The following is a 21,488-nucleotide window of genomic DNA, read 5'->3' on the forward strand; positions in this document are numbered from 1 at the left end:
GATGTGTGGTGGGAGGTGAGGGCTGCCACGCTGAACGGGATCAGTGCTCCGGCCGCAGGCGGAGCAGGCGTGCGGACGGTCCGGATACGGCGGGACGGAGCGTGAGCCGCGCGGTGGAGGCGTCCCACCGGTGCTGCCAGCCGGGCAGCGTCGCCGGGTACTCGGTCTCCACCCGCAGCCGGCGGCCGCGCAGGCCGGGCAGGTCCACCTGGATGTCGTGCGGCCCGCCGTCGCGTTGCCATACGGCCAGGCGCACCGTGTCACCGGTGCGCAGGCCCAGCGCGACGACATCGTCGGACCAGGCGGGCAGTCCCAGCGGCCAGAACGGCTCGGCCGTGGCGATCTCGGTCCTGATCCGCTTGTGCACGGCCACCCCGTCCGCGACGAGCTCCCGCTCGGCCCGGCTCATCCTGTCGAGATGTCCCGACAGGTAGAGCCGCCCGGCCAGACCGTTGATCATGGTGAAGGCCAGAGCCTCCGGGGGCATCCCCGGCTGCGGGTAGGCCCAGTTGCCTGCCTGCTCGGGGAGCATCGTGGCGGGCGCGGCCGCCGCGATGGCGGCGTAGAGCCGCCAGTCCTGCTGGTCGGAGGTGGACTGGAGCTGGAGGCGGGAGAGCATCGCGTAGTCGGCCCGCATGGCTCCCGAGGCGCAGTTCTCGAAGATCACCTCAGGGTGGCGGCCGAGGAGGTCGTCCAGCCACTCCAGGTGGGCGCGGTTGTGCTCGAGCAGTCCCTCACCCGGCTGGAGCGCGCCCCGGTCGGTGCCCGGCCCCGGGGTGACGTTGTAGTCGAGCTTGAAGAATCCGGTGCCGTAGTCGTGCACGAGGCGATCGACCACCTCGTCGAGATGCTTCCTGGCGGAGGGGTGGCGCAGGTCGAGGAAGTACCGGCCGTGCTCCACGACCCGCTCGCCGTTCCGGCTCAGGAACGCCTCGTCAGGCAGCGTCGCGGCGACAGGGCTGCGCACCCCGACGACCTCCGGCTCCAGCCACAGACCGGGGCGCATGCCCCTGGCCCTGATGTGGTCGAAGACCCGGGCGAGCCCGCCGTCCGGGAAGCGGCCGGTCGAGGGGCGCCATTCGCCGACGCTGTCCCACCACTTCCCGCCGTCGTCGTACCAGCCGGCGTCGATGCAGAAGTACTCGGCGCCGCTCTCCGCGGCGGCGTCGATGAGAGGCAGCAGGCGCTCGGTGGTCGGGTCGCCCATCAGGGTGTTCATGTAGTCGTTGAAGATGACCGGCAGCGCGTCGTCTGTGGGATGCGCGCGGCGGATCGCCCTCCGCTGCCGGGTGAGGGCGGCCAGCGCTCCCTGGCAACCCTCGTCGGACACGGCGACGGACACGGGAACGGCGACGAAGCTCTCCCCGGGGAGCAGCCGGGTGCTCCACTGGTGGTCGAGGTCGGTGGGGCCGCTCAGCACGAGGGAGACGGCGTTCGCCCCGTCGCGGCGGCGGTCCACCTCCCAGCGCCAGGCGCCGTTGTGCTCGATCTGCCAGCCCCAGGCCAGGCCGGTGCGGTCGCTCGCCAGGACGCCGGTCGGCAGGTACTCGCCCGAGGACCAGGTGCTCTTGCTCACCGTGACGAGCGCGCCCCGGCCGTCGTGCCGGTGCAGTTCGCTGTTGATGTCCGCCAGCCCGTCCGGCCCGGACAGCGGGATGGCCGCCCACCTGCCCTCGGCGCACCAGTCGGCGCGCCCCCGCCACAGGACCAGGTCGCCGTCGTCCGCCGCCTCGGTCGGCGCGCCGGCGGCGAAGGACGACACCATCTGCAGAACCCGGGGCGCCGGTCCGGTGTTCGTGATCTCTGTCCAGGTCTGCAGGGCCGGGACGTCCGTCCTGGCGCGAAAGACACTGGTCGCCTCCAGCCCGGTCACCTCGTCACGCTGCCTCACCCGCAGCTCGCGCCAGTCGCCGTCCGCCTGCTCGACGGCGTCCACGAACCGGAGCCGCGATCCGGCGGCGGTGTCGGTGAACCGGGTGTTGGACAGCCCCCGGCCCTCCCCCAGAACCATCAGCTCGACCAGCGGCTGCGCCCGGAACGGGGGCACGGCGCTCGGTGCGGGCGACGCGGTCGCGAGCCTCGCGATGCGGGCCGGAGCGTCTTCGGGCCGCTCGAGCACCAGGTCGAGTGAGCCGGGACGCCACTGGATGGTTCTGCTCGTCATCACGTTCCTTAAGCCGGACATATGGGGCGGTTCAGTCATGAAAGCGCTTATCAAGCGATGTGACAAGGGGACCACGGGAAATGGGCTGATAACGCTTTCAACACGAGACGTCATGAAGGAGCCCTTAGGCCACGCGTGCGTGGCCCGAGGGCTCCTGGGCCGAGGGCTCCTGGGCCGAGGTCAGCTGGAGGGTGGAGCGGTGCTCTTGCGCACGACCAGGCGCGGGGTCGACCGCGGCGCCGCGACCGGCACGCCTGCCAGCCTGCCGAGCAGGAAGTCGACCGCCATGCGCCCCAGTTCGGCGAAGTCCTGGCTCATCGTGGTCAGCGAAGGGGTCCAGATCTCGGCCAGCGGGTGGTCGTCGAAGCCGACGACGCTGACGTCCTCGGGGACCCGCGAGCCCTCGTCCTGCAAGCCCTTGATCACGCCGAAGGCGACCTCGTCGTTGCCGCACAGCACCGCGGTCACGTCGCCGCGCCTGGCCAGGCGCGCGCCGGCCTGCAGGCCCGAGCGCGGGGTCCCGTCGCTCTCCACGATCTCCGGAACCGGGGCTCCCGCCGCCTCCAGCGCCTCCCGCCAGCCCAGCAGCCGCCCGCTCGGCCGGCCGGAGGCCGGTATCCCCACGTGGTGCACGGTGCGATGGCCCAGTCCGAGCAGGTAGTTCGTCGCATCCCGCGCGCCGGCGTGGTCGTCGAACAGGGCCCGCGGGACGCTCCTGCCCTCCCCGGCGGAGGACACCGCCGCCACGGGGAGCGTGTCGGGCAGTGCCGCCAGCGCCCAGCTGCCCTGGATGTCGAACTCGAGCACGATCATCCCGGCGAGCGGCTGGTCGAGCGCGAGGTCCACGGCCACCCGCGCCGACTCCTCGTCGTCACCGTCCAGCATCGTCAGGGCGACCACCAGGCCGACCGCGCGGGCGGCCTCCTCGATCCCCCGGATCGCGCTGGCATAGCCGTACCGGGTGGTGTCGCTGGTCAGCACGCTGATGATGGAGCGCCGGCCGGTCGCCAGGGCGCGCGCCGCGGGGTTGGGGCGGTATCCCAGCTCCTGGATCGCGCGCAGGACCTGCCTGCGCTTGTCGGCGCTCACCGGGGCGGACCCGCTCAGCACCCGGGACACCGTGGGGACGGACACGCCGGCGGCCCTCGCCACGTCCGCGAGGACGGGAGGGCGGGTGTGCGGGCGGCGGGTCACACCGGTAAGCGTACATACCAGGAGGTGACGGCTCAGACGGGCGGCTCCTGCGGCCGTTCTACAGACATCAGGAAGTGGCAGGTATGAACGTGCTGTCGGCTCGGAAGGCGGAGGTGTCCTGCTCCTTGTCGAGCCACAGCTGGTGATGGCGGTGGCGGATGAACCGGCCGGGATAGTTGAGCGACTCCAGCCGCACCCTCCCCGCGCCGGAGGCCGGCCGGGCGAGGAAGGTCGCGTCCCGCTCGAACAGCTCGGTGCCGTTGTCGGCGTCGAACCGCAGCCGGTAATCCTTGTGCCGCAGGTAGCGGCCGTCCCCGTCCATGAACGAGTAGCCCTTGGCGTCGGCCAGGCCGGGCACGATCCGCAGCGGCGCCGCCTCCCCGAGCACGCCGAGAGCACCCGCGGCGGCGATCCCTTCCTTCGGGAAGTTGATCGACTGGAGAGTGCGCGTCACCCCGGTCGGCAGCGCGCCGCCGCCACCACCGCCGGAGGCTGCGGCCGCGCGGGTGAACAGCAGGGTTCCGAAGCCGAGCTGGTCGAACCCGCCGCTGTTCGGCCCGTAGTCGCCGCCACCGCCCTCGGCCCGCACCCGCTCGGCGCACGCCTTCGTGTACGGCAACGCCAGCCCGCGCCGGTTGGCGTAGTGGTTGTAGAGCAGCTCCCACACGGGACGGTCCTGACCGCGCGCCGCGCTCGAGATGACCGTCTGCTCCTGGGGGGCGCACTTCTGGCCGGAGCCCCACTTGTACGTGGTGAACGGCACGTCGTGGCCAAGGTTGTACCTGGCGACGTACTCGGCTGCCTTCATGATCCGGTTGTCGGCGTAGCCGTACAGGTCGACGCCCTGGTTCCAGGCCATTTCCGCGATGGTGCCGATCAAGCCGATGCCCATCATGGTGTGCGCCTGGTCGCGTCCGCTCTCCTGCCACTGGGCGAGACCGCCCGGGTGGAGGAACGGGATGGCGTTCATGATGGACCCGTTGCCCTTGCCGTTCTTGAAGTAGTCGACGGCCCGCTCGAACTTGGCCCGGTCGTCGCAGAACAGCCCGATCGCCATGACCGAGGCCATGTTGCACAGGTCCCAGTTGGCCCAGTAGTGGGTGACGCAGGCACCGTTGTGTTCACGCAGGAAGCGGTCGTTCACCGGGTAGAAGACGATCAGTAGCATCTTCTGGAACCGCTCGACGTCGAAGCCCGGGTAGCCGCGCATGAGCTCGGCGGCGTTGGCGGCCTGGTAGCCGTAGATGCCCGCCGCCAGGAACCGGTCGGAGTTGCCGTTGATCGCCTTCAACATTCCCGACCAGGCGTTCAGGATGTCCCGGGCGGCGTCGCCGTGTGCCTTCTCGCCGGAGATCTTCCAGCGCAGCGCGTTCTGGTAGGCGGCATGCACGTCGTTGTAGAACTGCCAGTAATTCTGCCCGGTCCCGCCGCGCACCACCGTCTCCAGCGGGCGCGCCTGCCACGTGCTCTTGGAGTGCCCGTTGGCGACGAGCTTGTCCCACCCGCTCTTGTACGGCTGCGCTCCCGCCTGCACCGCGGCCGCGATCCGGTCGAAGTCCGCCTGGGTGTGCAGCAGCCCCGGGTGCTTGAACGCCGCCGCCGCCGACGACGCCCGCGCCACGGAGGGCAGCGCCGGCAGCACCGCGATCCCGGCCGCGGCCTTCAGGATGCTCCGGCGGCTGGTATGGAGAACCATGTGAGTCCTTTCGCGAGACGATCTCTCATCCCGAGGAGACTGGCTCGGGGCGACCCCATAACACTTTTCCGGATGTCCGTTCCATCCGGCGGGCGCGGCCGAGTACGAGGCTGACGCCCCAGATCGCGCGGGGGCCGACGACAGCTGCTTCACGGCCGTCACCGCCTGGGCCTGACACCTTCATGGGCGGGTGGCGCGACGGACTGGCGCACCACGACGTGGGTGCCGAACACGACGTGCTGCTCCGAGCCGCTGCGCGCCCCTCCCTCTTTCAGTTCCAATGCCAGCCGGACGGCACTGCGGCCCAGTTCCTCGTACGGCACGCGCACGGTCGTCAGCTGCGGCCGCAGGTCCGTCGCCAGCGGTATGTCGTCGTATCCCACGAGCGAGATGTCCTCGGGCACGCTCAGACCCGACTCGAAGATCGCCGCCATCGCGCCGCCCGCGACGACGTCCGTCTCGGCGAAGATCGCGGTGAACGGCGGCCCCGAGCTCAGCCACCGCCGCGTGTGCTCATAGCCGGATGTCCGGCTGAACTGCACTGTCGTCTCGATCAACTCGGGGTCGACCGGCACTCCATTGTCCTCCAGCGCCTGCCGGTACCCCGCCAGCCGGGCCGCGGTCGTGGTGAACCCAGGCGGCCCGCCGCCCAGGAAAAGGATCCGCCGGTGCCCGCGGGACACCAGGTGAGCTGTCGCGGCGTAGGCGCCGGCCTCGTTGTCGTACTCCACGACCGTGACGGGCATGTCGGCGCCGATCGGCGGCCGGCCGCACATGACCAGCCGCGACCCCGCCGCGTCCAGCGAGCGCGCGATCTCGGCCATGCGCGTGCGGTAGGCAGGATCGTCGACCGTCCCGCCGATGAGGATCACCGCCGACGCCCGCTGCTCGCGCATGAGGTGAATGGCGGCCAGCTCCCGCTCGGGATCGCCCTCGGTCGTGCACACCAGGCACAGTCGCCCGCGGCGGGCCGCCTCCTGCTCGGCCCCGTGCACGGCGGCGGCGAAGGCGGGCCCGCGCACGTCGTTGACGATGAACGCCACCGTCTGGGTGCTGCCCGCCACCAGCGCGCGCGCGTGGGTGTTGGCCACATAGTTGAGCTCCTTGATGGCCCGCTGCACCCGCAGCTTGGTGGCCTGCGCCACCGGGTAGTCGCCGGCCATCACCCTGGACACCGTGGAGACGGACACGCCGGCCCGCGCCGCGACGTCCCGGATCGTGGTCTGGCGGTGCTCGTCTCTCCTGGCCATGATCCCGCAGTATAGACAACGTTTTCCACGGCATTCTATTTGAGGCTGCCCAAGGTGACGCCGGAGCGCCAGTAGCGCTGCATGGACACCATCAAGGCCACCATGGGAATCAGCGAGACGATAGAGCCGACCACGACCAGCCCGGTCAGGTCCGTGGAGCTGTCCATCTTGATCTTGAGCCACGAGTAGAGGCCCAACATGACCGTCCACCTGTCCTGGCTGCGCAGGTAGACCAGAGGACCGAAGAAGGAGTTCCACGATCCCACGAAGCCGAGCAGGAAGATCGTCGCCGCGCCTGTGGACATCAGCCGCGCCCCGATGGCGAAGAAGATGCGGTACTCGCCGGCCCCGTCGATCCTTGCCGCTTCCAGCAACTCGTGCGGGATGGCGCCCTCGGCGTAGACCTTCGCCAGGTATACCGAGAAGGCGCTGAAGAAGCTCGGCACGATGATCGCCCAGGGCGTGTCGATCATCCGCAGGTCCGTGTAGAGCAGGAAGGACGGGATGGTGAGCAGCGCGTGGGGCACCAGGAACGAGCCGATGATGCAACCCATCATCACGCCGCGGCCCCGGAAGCGGTACATCGCCAGGCCGTAGCCGCAGGCGACGCAGATCAGCGTCATTCCCGCGGTCCCGGCGAGGCTGTAGACCACGGTGTTCCACATCCACGTCAGGAAGATGCCATCTTGGTAGGTGAACAGCTCCCTGAAGTTGTCCAGCAGCCGGAACTCGGCGAACCACAGTCCGTTGGTCGTGTAGAGGTCGCTCTGCCCCTTCGTCGCGGCCACGATCAGCCACCACACCGGCGCCACGGAGTACACGGTGAAGGCGATCAACCCGAACAGCACCGTCGCCTTCGTACGTTTGCTGTGCGATGCCCCGGGCTGCCGCGAGGCGGAGCCGGTGACGGTACGGCGGTCGAGCGTCATGGTCATCAGGTCGGCGCCTTGTTCGTGAACCGGTAGAAGATCGCCGACGCCAGGCCGACGACGAGGGCCAGGATGATGGACAGGGCGGCGGCGTAGTTGAAGTCACCCTGCGCGAAGGCCCAGTCGTAAATGCCCATGATCGGCGTGAAGTCGCGGGTGACGGTCTCCGGCGCCATCGACCGGAAGAGCATCGGGTCGCTGAAGATCTGCAGCGTGCCGATGATGCTGAGCACGGTCGTCAGCACCAACGATCGCCGGATCAACGGCACCTTGATCGACCAGGCGATCCGCAGCTCCGAAGCCCCGTCCACGCGGGCGCCCTCGAAGATCTCCCGAGGCACCGCCTGCAACGCGGCGTACACGATCAGCATGTTGAACCCGATGCCGCCCCACGCCATCAGATTGCCGATCGACACCCAGATCAGCTCGCCGCTGTAGAAGTCGGCGTCCACCCCGAACAACGCGAAGAACGGCGTCAGCGGCCCGACGTCGGGGCTGTAGAGATAGATCCAGATGAGCGTCGCCACGATCCCCGGGATCATGTACGGGATCAGCAGCGCCAGCCGGAACCGCGCCGCCACCTTCCGGGTCGCTGCGTCGAGCAGCAGCGCCACGGCGACGCTCGCGAGCTGGATGAGCGGGATGCTGATCGCCGCGAACAGCGCCACGCGCCCCATCCCCGCCCAGAACCGCTCGTCGCGCACACCTTTCAACAGGTTGGCGAGTCCGGAGAACTCGATGGTCTTCTCGCCGAACCCGAGCCCGGAGCTCTTGGTCGTGTACATGCTCTCGCGCAGCGCCAGGACGATCGGCACCGCCGTGAACAGCACGAACCCGAGGAAGAACGGGATGGTGAAGGAGGCCCCCTTGATCGCCGCGATCCGTCGCCAGGTCATGACGGAGGGCGTGGCCGTGCTGTCAGCCCTGGGCATTGATGTTCTTGGCCTTGAGGTCGTCGACCGTGAACTTCTGCATGTGCTCCAGCGCCTCGCGCACCGTGATCTTCTTGGTGACGATCTGCGCCCACTGGTCCTGGAGCTCGGTGAACACGCCGGTGTAGTTGGGGCCGACCACCCACGGGTCCCGGGCGCTCTTGACCGCCTTGAGTATGACGTCCTTGGCCTCGGCACGGCGCTCGCCGAACAACTTCGCCGGCACCGCGGAGTCGACCCAGGGGCTCGGGTCGGGGATGGCGCCCGGCCAGGCGTACTGCTTGGTGTCCTCCTGGTAGCTGGCGTCGACGGCTTCCTTGCTCGTCGTCATCCAGACGGCCGCCTCGACCGCCTCCTTCACGTTCTGGCAGCCCTTCGGCACCAGAATGGCGCTGCCGTGCGCGTTCGTGACGAACGTCGGGGCGTCGACGAACTGCGGAAGGTCGATGGGCTGCCAGTCGCCCAGCGACTTCTTGTAGTTGAGCTCGTAGTTGCCGAGCTGCCAGGTGGAGGTGGGCAGGGACACCATCTTGCCGGAGTCGAAGTAGGCGATGAGCGCCGGCCGGTCCTGGTAGGTCTGGTTCGCCACCAGATCGTTCTCCACCAGCTGCTGGACGACCTCAGCGGCCTTGAGCGACTCGGGCGAAAGGAAGTCCACCTTCCATGTGTCGCCCTCGACCTTGTACCAGGTGCCGCCGGCCTGCTGGGTCAGGTTGACCAGCGTGGAGGGGTCCTCGCCGGCAAGGTTCATCACGTAGACGCCGTGCTTCTTCAGCTCCTTGCCCGCCGCGATCAGCTCGTCCCAGGTCTTGGGCGGCGCGATGCCGTACTTGTCGTATACGGCCCGGTTGATGATCATGAACGACGGGTTGAACCCCGAGGGGACGCCGTAGTAGCGGCCGCCGGCCTGCGCGCCGGCGTAGGACGGCTCGTTGTACAGGCCCTTCTTTGTGTACGGCTCGAACTCCTCCGTGACGTCCTCCAGCAGCCCTTCGCCGGCCAGTCCTGGCACCTCGCCGAAGTTCTTCACCAGGCAGGGCACGTCCTGCTTCGCGGCCACGGCATTGCGCAGGTTCGCCGCGGTGCCCGGAAGGTCGGCCTGCTTGACCGCCTTGAGCTTGATGTGGTCGTGGGTGGCGTTGAACTTCTCGACGGTCGAGTCGAGGAACTTGTGCTCGTCCCAGGACCACCAGGTGATGGTGACCGGTCCCTTGTTCTGGGGCGCGGCGGGTTGCTCGCCGCCGCAGCCGGCCAGGGTGACGGACGTCGCGAGGAGGGTCACAGCTGCGACTTTCAGCTGCTTACGGGCCATGAGGACACCTCTCCGTAGGGCGGAACGCGCCGCGCGGGTCGGCGGAAACGGGGAGTAGGCGGATAGAAAACGGTCTCTATGGAAGGTAGAACCTGGCGATAGCCGGGGGCAAGATGTCGCCCGGATAAATCTGGTGTTACAGGGAGTTTGCCGGTCTCATATCGGCAGACCGGTTCAGACAACGTTTCCTAGTAGGCGCTCGCCCCCGTGGCGTCGTCTGGCGGGCGCCTACGAGTCGGACTATGCGTCGTACTTGATGTCGCCGTAGAGCTCGACCTCGGAGAGGTCGCCGTACCAGCTGGTGGCGTTGTAGATCCGCAGGTACCGGTAGCGGTCTTCGCCCGAGATGGGCTGGTTGCTCCAGCCGTTCGCGACGGCCCCGGTGAGTGGCTTGGTGAGGTCGGTCCAGGTCTGGCCGTCGTTCGACCCCTGCACGACGGTGCCGTTGGCCCGCTGGGGGTGGCTGGCCCGCGGCAGGAACAGGACCTCGCCGGGCCGCACGGTCGCGTGAGCGCCGAAGTCGATGTCGTAGTACGCGCCTGGTCCGGTGTTCAGGTCGCCGTACGTGTCGGGCTTACGGTCGAAGAGCAGGTAGCCGACCTCGTCGGCGCCCAGTCCGGTGCCCGGCCACTGTTTGTCGGAGGCGGTGACGGTGGCCAGCTTGGTCACGTCGATGAAGTGCGCGGGGTCGCCCGCGATGTAGAGCTTCGATCCGTCGGTGGTGCCGTAGGCGGTCGGCCCTGGCTTGCCGTCGGCGTCGAGGTAGTCGACCGCGACCTGGATGACGCCGGGGGCCACGTCGTCGAGTTTGACCGAGGCGGTCCAGTTGACGCCGTCGTCGGAGTTCGCCTTCGCCGTCACACCTTGAACGGTGACGGTGACCTGTTGGATCGGCTTCTTCGCGGTGACCGAGACGTCGACGGTGTCGCCAACCATGATCTTGCCTGCGATGGCCTGATCGGAGGCGATCGAGGTCGCCTTGACGAAGTTGCCGATCTCGTGCCGATCGCCGTAGATGTGGAACTCGGTCATTTCGAACACGTTGCGGACGATGCCGTAGAGCACGTCCGGCAGGGGTTTGAGCATCTGGACCTTGATGTAGCGGAATTGCTGGTCGCGCAGAGCGGGGGCGACGTCGAGGGTGTTGAAGTCCTGGGTGAACTGGGTGACGCCCGGGGTCAGACGGGTCCAGTCCTTGCCGTCGTTCGAGCCGTAGACGGCGGAGTTCGCGAGCCGGTCGGCGAAGATGTTGCTCTGGAATCCGAAGCGGGTCGCCGAGACCCGGAAGTCGGGCCCGAAGTCGAAGGTGTGGGAGAGGTTGACCGCCTGGGCGTACACGGTTCCCGACTGGTTGTCGCCGTCGACGAGGTTGCCGATGTTGGCCCCGGCCGTGGAGGTGGTCACGAGCGAGGGATAGTCGAGGCTGCGGTCCACGGCCGTGCGCGGGGAGAGGAGGGCGAGACCGTCGACCGCCGTCACGAGGTGGGTCAGCGCGGCGAGGTACTCGTCGTCCGTACCCTTCTTGCCCGCGGCCTGGGCAGTGGTGAGCGCCTGGTCGAAGGCGGCCTCGGTGTCGGAGACGTACTCGGCGTCCGTGTCGTGGCCCTGCTGGGCGAGTGCCAGCGCGCCGGAGCGGCTGTGGGCGGCGGCGAGGACGACGGGGTGGCTCGCCAGGGTGGTGCCGTCGGAGACCGTCACGGTGATGACGGTCGAGCCGGCTGCGGCGGGCGTCCAGGTCAGCTGTCCGGTGGAGGCGTCGAGGGACGCCCCGGCGGGCAGTCCCCGCGCCGTGTAGGCGAGCTTGTCGGCGCCGGCGTAGTGCGCGGAGAGGTCGGCCGTGGCGGTCGCGCCCTTCCAGCTCACGATGCGGGCAGTCGAGGTGTCGTCGAAGGTTGGCGGCGTCAGTTCGGCGGCCGCATTCGTGTTGATGTGATCGATATCGATGGTCGCCCCGTCGCCGGTGGCCTGGATGAACAGCATGTCCCCGATGGAGCGCGGGTACATGACGTACCGCCATTTGCCGCCGGTGTCCGGCACAAGGATCGTGCGGTCATCGTGTCGGTCGATGCGCAACCGGACCTCGCCGTCGGTACGGACCCGGAAGGCAAGGAGCTGCTTGCTGCTCGAGCCGCTGAGGTAGGCGATCTCGGAGCCGGGGCGCGAGGTCGGCATCCGCACGTATGCGGTGTCGGCGTCGGTTCCCCGCTCGACGTCGCCGGAGAGCCGGGTGTACTTGTTCTCGACTTCGAGGATCGTCGGGCTGTCCGGCAGCGGCGGCACGGTCTGCCCGGCCGCCGAGGCGGGCGCGAAGAGCCACGAGTCCCCGCCGCCGTCCACGTTGTCCCACGCCGTGTTGAGGCCGCCGCCGTAGTAGAACAGGGGGCCGTTGCGTTTGGCGTACGCCTCGGCGAAGTACGGCGCGAGCTTTCTGACGTCCTCGCCGCGGGTGAACGCGTAATAGTAGTAGATGTCCCAGAAGCTCGCGGTGTTGTAGCGCCCGCGGTAGCTGTTCGAGATGTGGTTGTAGGTGTCGCGGATGGTGCCGTCGGGCGAGATGGCGTACGCCATCGGGGTCCACGGGGTGTCGTAGCCGAGCATGAACCGCCAGAAGTAGTCGGCGGCGGCGAGGATGCGGTCGCCGAGGAACTCATAGGGACCCACCGCGTTCGGCGCGTCGGAGACGGTGCCCTTGACGGGGTCGACCTTCGTCTGCTGCGCCAGCAGCATGCGGGAGATGATCGCGGCGTTGGTGAGGTCGCCACCGCCGTGAGCCTGGTCGCGTCCCATCTCGGCGTGCTGGACGTGCGGGTCGTCGATCGGCTCGCCGGTGGCGTCATTGGTGTCGACCCATCGGAACAGCCGCATGATCGAGCCGTTGAAGCCCTGGTCCTTCGCAGTGGCGTTGACCGTGAACCACTCGACCGACCGCTTGTAGAGGGTGGTGTCGTTCATGAAGATGGAGCCGGCCATCGCACCCATGAGCGGGTAGTTGTGCTGGTTCATGAAGTGGTTGTTGTCGTTCTGGAAGGTCTTGATGACCGGGACGACGAGGTTGTCGGTGAACGACTGCGTGTCCGCGTCGGTCCAGGGGTACGCCTCGTCGGCACACGAGGTGTAGCGCAGCAGCTCGGCGGCGGAGACCATGCGGTTGAGCGGGATGCCGGTGTGGATGTGCGAGTCGGTGAAGTACTCGTACTTGCCGGGGTCCATCTGCTCCCAGATGCGGATGATGTCGAGGGCGTTCTTGCGGTAGACCTCCTCGCCGGTGAGGACGTAGAGGATCGCCTGCGTGTAGGACTTGAGGCCGTCGGCGATGAAGCGGCCATTGAAGCCCTGGCTGTTGAACGCGTCGGAGGCGGGTTTGGTCGGGTCGGCGCTGCTGCGGTTGGACGAGGTCACCGCGGTCCCAGCGGCGGACGACCGCTGCATCGCCTTGAGCGATGAGGTCCAAGGTTCGGCGCCTGCGGCGATCTGCCGGCGGGCGTTCTCCAGGATCGGCTGGGTCAGGCCGACGCCGGGGTGGACGAACCCCTGCTCGCTGACGGTGGACCGGAATGTCGGGGTGCACGTGCCGAGATCCTGTGCGGCGGCCGGCCGGGCTGCCGCGCAGAGGAGTCCGGTGACGAGCAGGAGCGCTGCGGCGAACGCGCCATGCCGTCGGACGTGGGCGCATGCGGCGGCTGGAGTCGGATTCGGACGTCGACGTTTCCGTGCGTTCTGGTCGAAGCAGACTCTCCGCAGAACATCGAACATGGCACGGTCCTCCATTCAGGCGGTTAACCAGGAAAGCGCTTGCCCGCCTCGGTGTCGAGGATGCCGGGAGCGACCGAACCGGTCAAGACTTCACAGCAACCGTTTTCTACTCCTCCGGTCCGGCGTCCTCATGCAGAACGAGGCTCGGATGGGCCGCTTTCGTGGCTATTCATAACACTCCGGTAACGAGATCTGGTGGCATCGGCCCTGCCTCGTTAAGGTGCGCAGATAACGTTCTCTACCTGGCTTTTACGAGCCGGCTGTTGGAAAAGCGCACTCCGTCACCGGCCTACCAGGGAATCCACCGGAAGGCCTGTCGAGTACCTGACCGAGCACATCATGCGCTTCGGCGAGTGACTCCACCTACGAACTCGGCGTCACTCCCGAGGCATACGAGTCCGCCTGGACATGCGGGGCGTCGCTTCGCCGGAGCGGCGGAGTGAGGCGGGTCGCCGCCGAGCCGGTGGCCCAGGCCTCGCTGGAAGGGGTGTTGCGCCAGGTGCAGTCCACCTTCGGGATGAGCTCGGTGGCACTGCTGGAGCATCATGGCCAGGCCGAGCGTGAGCTGGCACGGGCGCCGACGACTACCTCACCGCACCCTTCGGCATGGACGAGCTGCTGGCCCGCGTCCGCGCGGCACTGCGTCGCGCCACCCCCGCCATCGGCGACCCAACCATCCACACCGACGCCTTCACCGTCGACCTGGCCGCCAAGAAGGTCACCGTCACCGTCCACCGGGAGATCCGGCTCACGCCCACCGAATGGCACATCCTGGAGATCCTGGTCCGCAACGCCGGCAAGCTCGTCGACCAGCGGCGGCTCCTGCAGGAAGTCTGGGGACCGGCCTACCGGACCGAAACCAACTACCTGCGCGTCTACCTCGCCCAGCTACGCCGCAAACTCGAACCGGACCCCGCCTACCCGCGCTACCTGATCATCGAACCCGGCCTGGGCTACAGATTCGAACCCTGACGACGCTGGACGGAGGCGACTCACCCGTCGCAGCCCTCGGGGGCCGCGCAACGGCCTTCATACCGCCACCAGTCCATCCACCAGCTGCCCAGCCAGCACGACAGCGGGTCCCGGTGCCGGTAGCAATGGCGATGCCGCCTGCGAGCAGCGGCTACGGCCCGAGGCTGAGAAGAAGCAGCTGCTCGGCCGCCGCGTCAAAGGCCTGTACGCACCCGCTGACCCGTTCCGGCTGCGGCTGCACGACCTGCCGCTGTGTCTGGCCTTCTTCGCGCTGGTTGGCCGGCTGCTGCAGCGCCGCCCACAGCTGAAAGCCTGAAACCCGCCGCTGCGCCCGCTTAGGGCGTCGACCCCAGCTCGCGCACTTGCGCGGGCCGCAGCAGCCGCCATCCGCTCTGCGCGGCCTGGAGCATGACCTGGATGACGGTGTTCTGGCTGGTGAACAAGACGGTCCAGGCGTCGTCGCGCAGACGGTCGTGCTCGCGGCGGCTCGCCACTACCGACCGGACCGCTGATCCGGAAAGCCAAGAACTGATCCCGCACACACTTTGATGTAGACCTCAACGCCATGTGACCCTGTCGGCGTACTTGATGTCCCGGCTCACCACATCACGGACCGCTAACAAGCGAAGAAGTCGCAGGTCGCTACCGCCGATTTCGGCACTCAGCTTCCACGAGCCGGATCGCCGATGCGGACATGCAGGTTCGTCAGCACGCGGAATTTCCAGCCGTGCAGGTTGTGCGGCTGTTCGGGGTCCAGGGAGAGCCGTGGGTGTTGCTCGAGTAGCACGTCCAGCAGGGCCGTGATGATGGCACCGACGACTGGAGCGGCGAGGCATGCGTGGCGGGAGTATCCCAGGCCCAGGTTGGGGAAGGGGTCACGGTTGATGTCGAAGGTGTCTGGGTCGGTGAAGATGCTCTCGTCCCGGCCTGCCGAGGCGATGGCCGCCATGACGGTCGCTCCGGCGGGGATGATCTGTCCGGCGAGGAGCACGTCTTTGGCCGCGCGGCGGCTGAGCGCGCCGTTTGGTGATAGCCAGCGCAGCGTTTCGTGGACGGCCTTGCGGATGAGGCGCGGGTCATCGCGGATGGCCTGCATTTGCGTGGGGTGCTGGAGCAGCGCGAGCAGCGTGAGCCCGGCGCCGGCCGCCGGTTCCAGGAACGCCGAGAGGATCTCGATGAAGGTGGGCATGATGTTCTCGGCGGATCGGACGGTGTCGGCCGGGCAGCCGCTGTGGAGCAGCTGTGACAGGACCGAGTTGTCGGGTTGGTCTGTGGTTTGCCGGGCGAAGGGCTCGATCGCCTGGCGGATCTCGGTGGCGGTGGCCATCGCCTGATCGTGTACGGCCGGGTCCGCCGTGAAGTTGCTCATTCCGGCGCTGAGGTTGCGGGCCCAGCGTATGAGCGTGTCGGTGTCCACGTCCGGCAGGCCGATGAAATGGGCGAGGGCGGTGCTCGCGGCGGGTTCGAAGTAGCTGGACATCAGGTCGTCCTGGCTACTGAGCTTGGTGGCGTACGGTCGTGCGGCCTCGCGGGTGACTGTGGTGGCCCGTTCGATGCGTTCGTGGGCGAATCGCGTGTCAACGGCGGCTCGCAGATCGGCGTGGGCGTCGCCCTCGACCTTGAGTACGGACCGTTCGCCGAATATCTGCGTGGCCAGCGAGGGGAAAGCGCTGGTGTACGACTCGTAGGCACTGAGGACCTGACGCACGTCATCCCAGCGGGTGACCATCCACAGGTCGAGCTTCGGCAGCAGGACGACCGGCGCTTCGCGGCGGAGCCTGGCGAAGATCGGATAGGGGTCCCTGCCGAGCTGGTCGAAGGTGATGGACGCGGCGAAGTCGTTCATCGACGTCACGCTCCCATCGGCACACCCGGCTGCTCGGCGGCCGCATCGTCGCCGCCGCGGCGAGGGCGCGGAACCGGATTGTCGCGCAGGTACTCGACCTCGGTGCGCACGTTCGCCAGCAGTTTGGCGGCGATGTCCTGGCTGAAGCCGTTGCGGATGACGAAGCGGATGACGGCTATGTGCTCCAGGCCGGGCGGCAGGTAGTACGTCGGGGCCTGCCAGCCGTGCATCTTCAGCCGGGCGGCCAGGTCGAAGACGGTGAAACCGTCGTAGCCGGGGGCGGTCCGCACGGCGAGCACCGGCAGTTCCGAGCCGTCGGCGATGAGCGAGAGCTCGGGGAGTTTCGCGATCTCCTCACCGAGGTAGGTCGCCACGTCCCGGCAGGTCTGCTGGACGGCCCGGTAGCCCTCGAAGCCGAGCCGAAGGAAGTTGTAGTACTGCGCGACGACCGGGGCGCCGGAGCGGGAGAAGTTGAGCGTAAAGGTGTCGATGTTGCCGCCGAGCAGGTCGCAGGAGAGCACCAGGTCCTGCGGCAGTGCGTCCGGCTCCTGCCAGACGATCCAGCCGACGCCGGGGTACACCAGACCGAACTTGTGCCCCGAGGTGTTGATCGACTGCACCCGGGGAAGCCGGAAATCCCACACCCTGTCGGGTTCCAGGAACGGGGTGATGAAGCCGCCCACGGCCGCGTCCACGTGCAGCGGTATTCTCAGCCCGCGCTCGGCCTCCAGCCGGTCCAGCTCGGCCGACATCTGCTCGATCGGGTCGTACTTGCCGCATTGCGTGGAGCCGAGCACACCGATGACCCCGATGGTGTTCTCGTCACAGAACTCGCCGAGCCGGGCCGGGTTCAAGGTGAAGGCCGGCTCCTCGATCGGTATCCAGCGCGGCTCCACGTCCCAGTACTGGCAGAACTTCGGCCAGCAGGTGTGGACGGCAGTGCCCATCACGAGGTTGGGGTTGGCGGTGGACAGTCCGGCCGCCCGGCGCCGCTCGCGCCACTGGAACTTCATCGCCAGCGCCCCGAGCATGGCCGCCTCACTGGAGCCGCCTGTGGAACAGCCGACGCTGGAACCGTTCGGGTCGCCCCACAGATGATCGAGCATGTTGACGCAGCGCGCCTCGATGTCGGCCGTCTGCGGGTACTGGTCGTGGTCGACGAGGTTGCGGTCGAGGGTTTCGGCGATGAGTTCGCGGGCCTGGGGCTCCATCCAGGTCGTGCAGAAGGTGGCCAGGTTGAGCCGGGCGTTGCCGTCGAGCAGGAGTTCGTCGCGGATGAGCGCCTGGGCCGCTGTGGGATTCATCGGGCTGGTCGGCATCTTGAACCGGGGCACGCCGCCTTCCGGAACCAGCCCGTTGTAAAGGGGATTGACATCGAGTGATTCTTGCCACCGGTCGGATTCGACTCGTCTGAGCATGAGCTTGCCCCCTCGAAAGAGCTTTACGCCACGTCAAACACCCACGGTAGGCAATTGTTTACTATGAGTCAATATTGCGGCCGCGCTGACGTCCCCCGTTGGGTGGTGTTGCTGGCTCGCTCGCAGAGGTCGAAGGACGTGGAGATCCTTGTCTTGCGTCACCGGCTCGCGGTGTCGCGTCGGCAGGTGGCAAGGTCGCGGCCGGTGTGGGCGGATCGTGCGGTGATCAGCGCGCTGGCGCGTCTACGGTCTCCAGCGGGTCGTCGGCGGTTGTCCGTGACGCCGGGCACGCTGTTGCGTCGGCACACGGATTTGGTACGGCGGCGCTGGACGTTCAAGCGTCGTAGCCAGGGTCGGTCTCCCACCCGCGCCACCATCTGGACCTTGGCCCTTCGTCTGGCTCGGGAGAATCCGCTGTGGGGTTACCGGCGGACCGCCGGGGAACTCGGCGCCCTGGGCTGCCGGGTGGGGCTTCCGCTGTGTGGCTGATCTTGAGCAAGGCCGGCCTTGACCCAGCGCCGCGACGCGCGGTACCAACCTGGGGTCAGTTCCTGCGCGCTCAAGATGCGGGGATCTTGGCGTGCGACTTCTTCCACTGCGACACCATGCTGGTCAAACGCCTGTATTGCCTGGTCGTCATGGAGATCAGCACCCGCGGGGTGCACCTCCTCGGCGTCACCGGCATCCGACCGGGCCGTGGGTTGCACAGCAGGCCGGGGACCTGATGATCGAGTTGGGGGACAGGGCGGAGGGGTTCAGATTCCTCATCCGCGTTCGGGATACGAAGTTCACCGCCATGTTCGACGAAGTCTTCACGGCCGCAGACATCCGCGTCCTCAAGACGCCACCTCGGGTTCCGCGGGCCAACGCGTTCGCCGAACGCTGGATCGGCGGCCTGCGCCGAGAACTCCTCGATCGGATCCTCATCGTTAACGCCCGCCATTTACAGCGTGTGCTGGCTGCGTACGAGGCCCACTTCAATGAGCATCGCGCGTATCGCTTCCTGGGCCAGGCCGCTCCGCTGGGAGCCCTTCCCGACTCGGTCGAGGACGATATCGAGGTCATCCGGCGTGACCGCCTCGGCGGCCTGATCCACGAATACGCGCAGGCCGCATGGGGCGGCCGAGTTCTTGGCACCCACAGGTAGGCGCGCCTGGGGCTCGAACTCGGAACCTACGGATTAAAGTCCGAAGTTTTTATATCGAACCCTGTCTCAACGTATCCGATTGTGTCGCTCAGCGCGCTGATGTCGGTTTCAAAATATCCCAGGATATCGCATGGTGTTATGCCGTATCAGATGCCGACGAGCATCCAACGAGCAACCAGGGCTGCGGGCCATCACCCCGTCTCCACGCTACGAGGGGGCGCGTAGCACCGCAGCTAGACTGGTTGTCGGGGGCTTGCTCGGGGGGAACAAGCGATGGGTACGTCAACGCTGCGTTGGGGGCTGGACCGGGCGGGTTCTTGGGCCGGTGGTCTTGGGAAGCGCTTGCGCAACCGGGTGGGGTTGCTGGCTGCCATGGTGGCTGGCCGGATAACGGTCCGGATGCTGCGGCGGGTGGGCAGTATCTCCGGTGATCTCGCTAAGATCAACATCAGCGATGAGTACGGCCAGATCGTCCAGCAGCGTGACCTGGCGCAGGTGACGCAACTGGTCGAGAACATCAACGTGAGTTTGGACATGCTGGACCGTGAGCGGCGGTTCGCCTCCACCATTGCCCACGAGATCCGCTCCCCACTGGCCGGGATACGCGTCGCGGCGGAAGAGGCGCTTGCCGATCCTGACCGGGTCGACTACTCCGGGGTGTTCGAAGGGGTGCTACGCGGGGTGGATCGGGTGGAGGCGCTGGCCACTGATCTGCTGTTGATCGCTCGCAGTCGCGCCGCCGAAATAGAGTGGGAACAGATCGACCTGTGCGAGCTGGTCAGGCGGGAAGTCGCTGCCCGGACCGACCCCGTCCCGGTTGAAGTGATCTGCACTTCCGGTGTGCTGGTAAAGGCGATGCCCACTCAGATCTGCGAGATCGTTACCAACCTGCTGGACAACGCCCAGCGCTACGCCAGAAACCAGGTGCAGGTCCACGTCGACCGCAGCGACCGCATGGCGCGACTGACGGTCTGCGATGACGGCCCCGGCGTGCCGGAGAAAGACAGGAAACGCGTCTTCGACCGGATGTACCGGCTCAAGGCCATCTCTCAGCGTGGCAGTACCAGCACCGGCCTCGGCCTGGCCATCACCTGGGAAATCGTCAGAGCCCACCACGGGACCGTATGGGTCGAGCCGGCCACTATCGGCGGGGCTTGCTTCACCGTTCAACTGCCCCTCGCGGTCCCCTCGGGACCCGAAAGCTGAGGCAGCTGGTGGCTGTCCCAAGGGAACCGGCGCGCCATGTCCGAGCGGGCGGCGGCGTCCAGTATCAGTGCCCCTGATCAGCGCTTCGCCGGGCGACGGGTCGGCCGGCCAGCGGGGACGTTCGTCGGGTGTAAGAGACGAGATGGTCGATTTCGGTGAAGCCGGCGTCGAACGGTGCCCAGGTCGGTTCCGGATCGCCCGCCGCGTACAGGGTGATCTCCGACGCTCCATGTTTGCGCAGGAGGCCGTCGGCCTCCTGGAGGAGCGCCCGTTCGAGCGTCTCGTCGGCGTGGCCGGCGTCCGCCCCGAACCACCACAGGACGCCGAGGCCGTCCGTCGGCTCTTGGGCGACGAGTTGGGCGGAGCAGTCGTCATTTCGTGCCTTGAGCCACCATCCCGGCGGACCTTTGCTGCAGACCACCTCGACCAACGAGCATGCCGTGGCATCGAGGTCACGTGGTGTGGTGCGGCGTAGGTATCGCCAGGAGTTTCGTCCGGCGAACCCGGCGCGCTCGAGTGCTTTCGTGGTGACGGGTCGGCGGCCTGTCGGCAGGGCGGCGAGCCCGAGGCCGAGCGCGGCAGTGAAGGCGTGGATGATGTCTCTGCCGCCGAGCTCGCGCAGGGCGTGGGAGACGAGGGCCTCGACGACGTCCAGGATCTCCCGTCCGTGCAACCACAGGATCTGCCCAGCGCCGTCGTTGTGATGCACCGCGCAGGACACTGCGCCTATGACCCGGTCGTCCTGATCCACCAGCACGTCGGTTCTCGAGTGTTCGAGATCGGCCCAAAGGGCCGGGTCGCGCTGAGACAACCCGGACACGGCTTCGTCGAGCTTCTCGGGCGTGCACGCAGGCTGGCCGGGCAGGCGGTCGGCGTCGATCAGCGCGAGCACGGCGTCTGCGTCGGAGTCGCGGTAGCGGCGCATCCTCGTGCTCGGTATGCCGCCGTGGGCGGCCGAGCGGCAGTGGGCGAGGATCCCGTTCGCGGACAACGTGTTGCCTGTACGTGCGGCGGTTCTCATCGCGGCGGTGGCGATGGGTCCGGTGGTGTCGGGTGGGATGACCAGGAGCAGGAAGCCGTCCTGGTTGCCGCGGATCACTCTGATCGTGTTGGGTACCGCCGGGATGCCGCTGACGCGCAGGAACCGGCCGTCGACAAGCAGGTGGGCAGGGATGCCGTCCCATGCGGCCGTGTCGAGCCGGACCCGGAGGATGGGACCGAGCCGGTCCTGGAGGACGCGGATGAGGGCGGGCAGTTCGCGCTGGAGGTCGGTGGAGTGGGGCCACCAGGCGCCGTCGAGCGTTCCGTCCCGGGTCAGCGTCGGCTCCAGGAACACCCGGGCCGGCTGGAGAGCGAGGGGCGTGACTGGTGGATGGTGGTTCGGCATCTGGCGTGCCGCCTGTCTCCGGCGTGAAAGGCCGGCTGTGCCTGAGGTGACGTCGACGCGGCTGCCGACATGCGGAATGTCCCAGGTGAGTCCACCATACGCCGCCCAATCCATATCTCACGTATCGCGGTACCCGTGCAGCCTGAGCGACAGGCTTTTGCATTAAGCATGAAGTAATTTCGAGATCTGGCGGTACAATAAAAGTACCGAGGATTTTTTGAGCGTTGGCATTCAGGTCGGCGTCGCCCCCGGCGATAGACGATCAGCCCTTCGAGAGGGCCC

At 67.8% G+C, this 21,488-nt stretch carries 15 protein-coding genes and 1 pseudogene; 4 read left to right on the plus strand and 12 right to left on the minus strand.

Going from position 1 to position 21,488, the window contains the following annotated elements; translation table 11 throughout:
- Nucleotides 1–40: 40 nt before the first annotated feature.
- The 8 genes from AB0H84_RS14820 to AB0H84_RS14855 form a co-directional block, all read right to left on the minus strand.
- Complete coding sequence (locus AB0H84_RS14820) at nt 41–2,164, minus strand: glycoside hydrolase family 36 protein (protein ID WP_357603495.1); 2,124 nt, start codon at nt 2,162–2,164, stop codon at nt 41–43.
- A 180-nt stretch (nt 2,165–2,344) separates the two neighbouring features.
- Nucleotides 2,345–3,358 (minus strand): LacI family DNA-binding transcriptional regulator, encoded by a 1,014-nt coding sequence (locus AB0H84_RS14825; protein WP_357603497.1) that lies wholly within the window; start codon nt 3,356–3,358, stop codon nt 2,345–2,347.
- Between the two features lie 67 nt (nt 3,359–3,425).
- Entirely contained in the window at nt 3,426–5,054 is a 1,629-nt protein-coding gene (locus AB0H84_RS14830; protein WP_357603499.1) for an AbfB domain-containing protein, read from the minus strand.
- Between the two features lie 158 nt (nt 5,055–5,212).
- A complete protein-coding gene (locus tag AB0H84_RS14835; RefSeq protein WP_357603501.1) occupies nt 5,213–6,304 on the minus strand; it encodes a LacI family DNA-binding transcriptional regulator in 1,092 nt (363 codons plus the stop codon).
- Nucleotides 6,305–6,339: 35 nt separating this feature from the next.
- Nucleotides 6,340–7,239 (minus strand): carbohydrate ABC transporter permease, encoded by a 900-nt coding sequence (locus AB0H84_RS14840; protein ID WP_357603503.1) that lies wholly within the window; start codon nt 7,237–7,239, stop codon nt 6,340–6,342.
- Nucleotides 7,239–8,129, minus strand: coding sequence for a sugar ABC transporter permease (locus AB0H84_RS14845; RefSeq protein ID WP_357603505.1), 891 nt, complete (start codon nt 8,127–8,129; stop codon nt 7,239–7,241). Before AB0H84_RS14845 ends, AB0H84_RS14840 begins: the two co-directional genes overlap by 1 nt.
- Before the next feature lie 22 nt (nt 8,130–8,151).
- Nucleotides 8,152–9,477 (minus strand): extracellular solute-binding protein, encoded by a 1,326-nt coding sequence (locus AB0H84_RS14850; protein WP_357603507.1) that lies wholly within the window; start codon nt 9,475–9,477, stop codon nt 8,152–8,154.
- Nucleotides 9,478–9,717: 240 nt separating this feature from the next.
- Nucleotides 9,718–13,230, minus strand: a complete 3,513-nt coding sequence (locus tag AB0H84_RS14855) for a putative Ig domain-containing protein (RefSeq protein ID WP_357603509.1) — start codon at nt 13,228–13,230, stop codon at nt 9,718–9,720.
- A 573-nt stretch (nt 13,231–13,803) separates the two neighbouring features.
- On the opposite strand from AB0H84_RS14855, the pseudogene AB0H84_RS14860 reads away from it, so the two are divergent.
- A pseudogene (locus AB0H84_RS14860) lies at nt 13,804–14,202 on the plus strand (winged helix-turn-helix domain-containing protein); the annotation flags it as partial.
- A gap of 335 nt (nt 14,203–14,537) precedes the next feature.
- On the opposite strand, the gene AB0H84_RS14865 reads toward AB0H84_RS14860, so the two are convergent.
- From AB0H84_RS14865 to AB0H84_RS14875, 3 genes are all read right to left on the minus strand, one after another.
- Nucleotides 14,538–14,696: a hypothetical protein gene (locus AB0H84_RS14865; RefSeq protein WP_357603511.1), complete on the minus strand. Its 159-nt coding sequence runs from the start codon at nt 14,694–14,696 to the stop codon at nt 14,538–14,540.
- A gap of 167 nt (nt 14,697–14,863) precedes the next feature.
- Nucleotides 14,864–16,048, minus strand: a complete 1,185-nt coding sequence (locus AB0H84_RS14870; protein WP_357603513.1) for a cytochrome P450 — start codon at nt 16,046–16,048, stop codon at nt 14,864–14,866.
- A gap of 5 nt (nt 16,049–16,053) precedes the next feature.
- Nucleotides 16,054–17,466, minus strand: coding sequence for a glutamate decarboxylase (locus AB0H84_RS14875; RefSeq protein ID WP_357603515.1), 1,413 nt, complete (start codon nt 17,464–17,466; stop codon nt 16,054–16,056).
- 575 nt (nt 17,467–18,041) lie between these two features.
- On the opposite strand from AB0H84_RS14875, the gene AB0H84_RS14880 reads away from it, so the two are divergent.
- The 3 genes from AB0H84_RS14880 (at nt 18,042) to AB0H84_RS14890 (ending at nt 19,819) form a co-directional block, all read left to right on the plus strand.
- Nucleotides 18,042–18,191, plus strand: a complete 150-nt coding sequence (locus AB0H84_RS14880) for a hypothetical protein (protein WP_357603517.1) — start codon at nt 18,042–18,044, stop codon at nt 18,189–18,191.
- A 71-nt stretch (nt 18,192–18,262) separates the two neighbouring features.
- Complete coding sequence (locus tag AB0H84_RS14885; RefSeq protein ID WP_357603519.1) at nt 18,263–18,613, plus strand: integrase core domain-containing protein; 351 nt, start codon at nt 18,263–18,265, stop codon at nt 18,611–18,613.
- 342 nt (nt 18,614–18,955) lie between these two features.
- Nucleotides 18,956–19,819 (plus strand): HAMP domain-containing sensor histidine kinase, encoded by an 864-nt coding sequence (locus tag AB0H84_RS14890; protein WP_357603521.1) that lies wholly within the window; start codon nt 18,956–18,958, stop codon nt 19,817–19,819.
- A gap of 64 nt (nt 19,820–19,883) precedes the next feature.
- On the opposite strand, the gene AB0H84_RS14895 is transcribed toward AB0H84_RS14890, so the two are convergent.
- Nucleotides 19,884–21,206 carry a DUF5994 family protein gene (locus AB0H84_RS14895; protein WP_357603523.1) on the minus strand — a complete coding sequence of 441 codons (1,323 nt, stop codon included), beginning with the start codon at nt 21,204–21,206 and terminating at the stop codon, nt 19,884–19,886.
- Between the last annotated feature and the right edge of the window lie 282 nt (nt 21,207–21,488).

Origin of the sequence: Nonomuraea sp. NPDC050786, assembly GCF_040654115.1 — a bacterium.
Classification (GTDB): domain Bacteria; phylum Actinomycetota; class Actinomycetes; order Streptosporangiales; family Streptosporangiaceae; genus Nonomuraea.

Coding starts and splice junctions, on each gene's coding strand:
- AB0H84_RS14820 (WP_357603495.1), bottom strand. CDS start 2,164: ATGACGAGCAGAACCATCCAGTGGCGTCCCGGCTCACTCGACCTGGTG.
- AB0H84_RS14830 (WP_357603499.1), bottom strand. CDS start 5,054: ATGGTTCTCCATACCAGCCGCCGGAGCATCCTGAAGGCCGCGGCCGGG.
- AB0H84_RS14835 (WP_357603501.1), bottom strand. CDS start 6,304: ATGGCCAGGAGAGACGAGCACCGCCAGACCACGATCCGGGACGTCGCG.
- AB0H84_RS14840 (WP_357603503.1), bottom strand. CDS start 7,239: ATGACCATGACGCTCGACCGCCGTACCGTCACCGGCTCCGCCTCGCGG.
- AB0H84_RS14845 (WP_357603505.1), bottom strand. CDS start 8,129: ATGACCTGGCGACGGATCGCGGCGATCAAGGGGGCCTCCTTCACCATC.
- AB0H84_RS14850 (WP_357603507.1), bottom strand. CDS start 9,477: ATGGCCCGTAAGCAGCTGAAAGTCGCAGCTGTGACCCTCCTCGCGACG.
- AB0H84_RS14855 (WP_357603509.1), bottom strand. CDS start 13,230: ATGTTCGATGTTCTGCGGAGAGTCTGCTTCGACCAGAACGCACGGAAA.
- AB0H84_RS14870 (WP_357603513.1), bottom strand. CDS start 16,048: ATGAACGACTTCGCCGCGTCCATCACCTTCGACCAGCTCGGCAGGGAC.
- AB0H84_RS14875 (WP_357603515.1), bottom strand. CDS start 17,466: ATGCTCAGACGAGTCGAATCCGACCGGTGGCAAGAATCACTCGATGTC.
- AB0H84_RS14885 (WP_357603519.1), top strand. CDS start 18,263: ATGTTCGACGAAGTCTTCACGGCCGCAGACATCCGCGTCCTCAAGACG.
- AB0H84_RS14895 (WP_357603523.1), bottom strand. CDS start 21,206: ATGCCGAACCACCATCCACCAGTCACGCCCCTCGCTCTCCAGCCGGCC.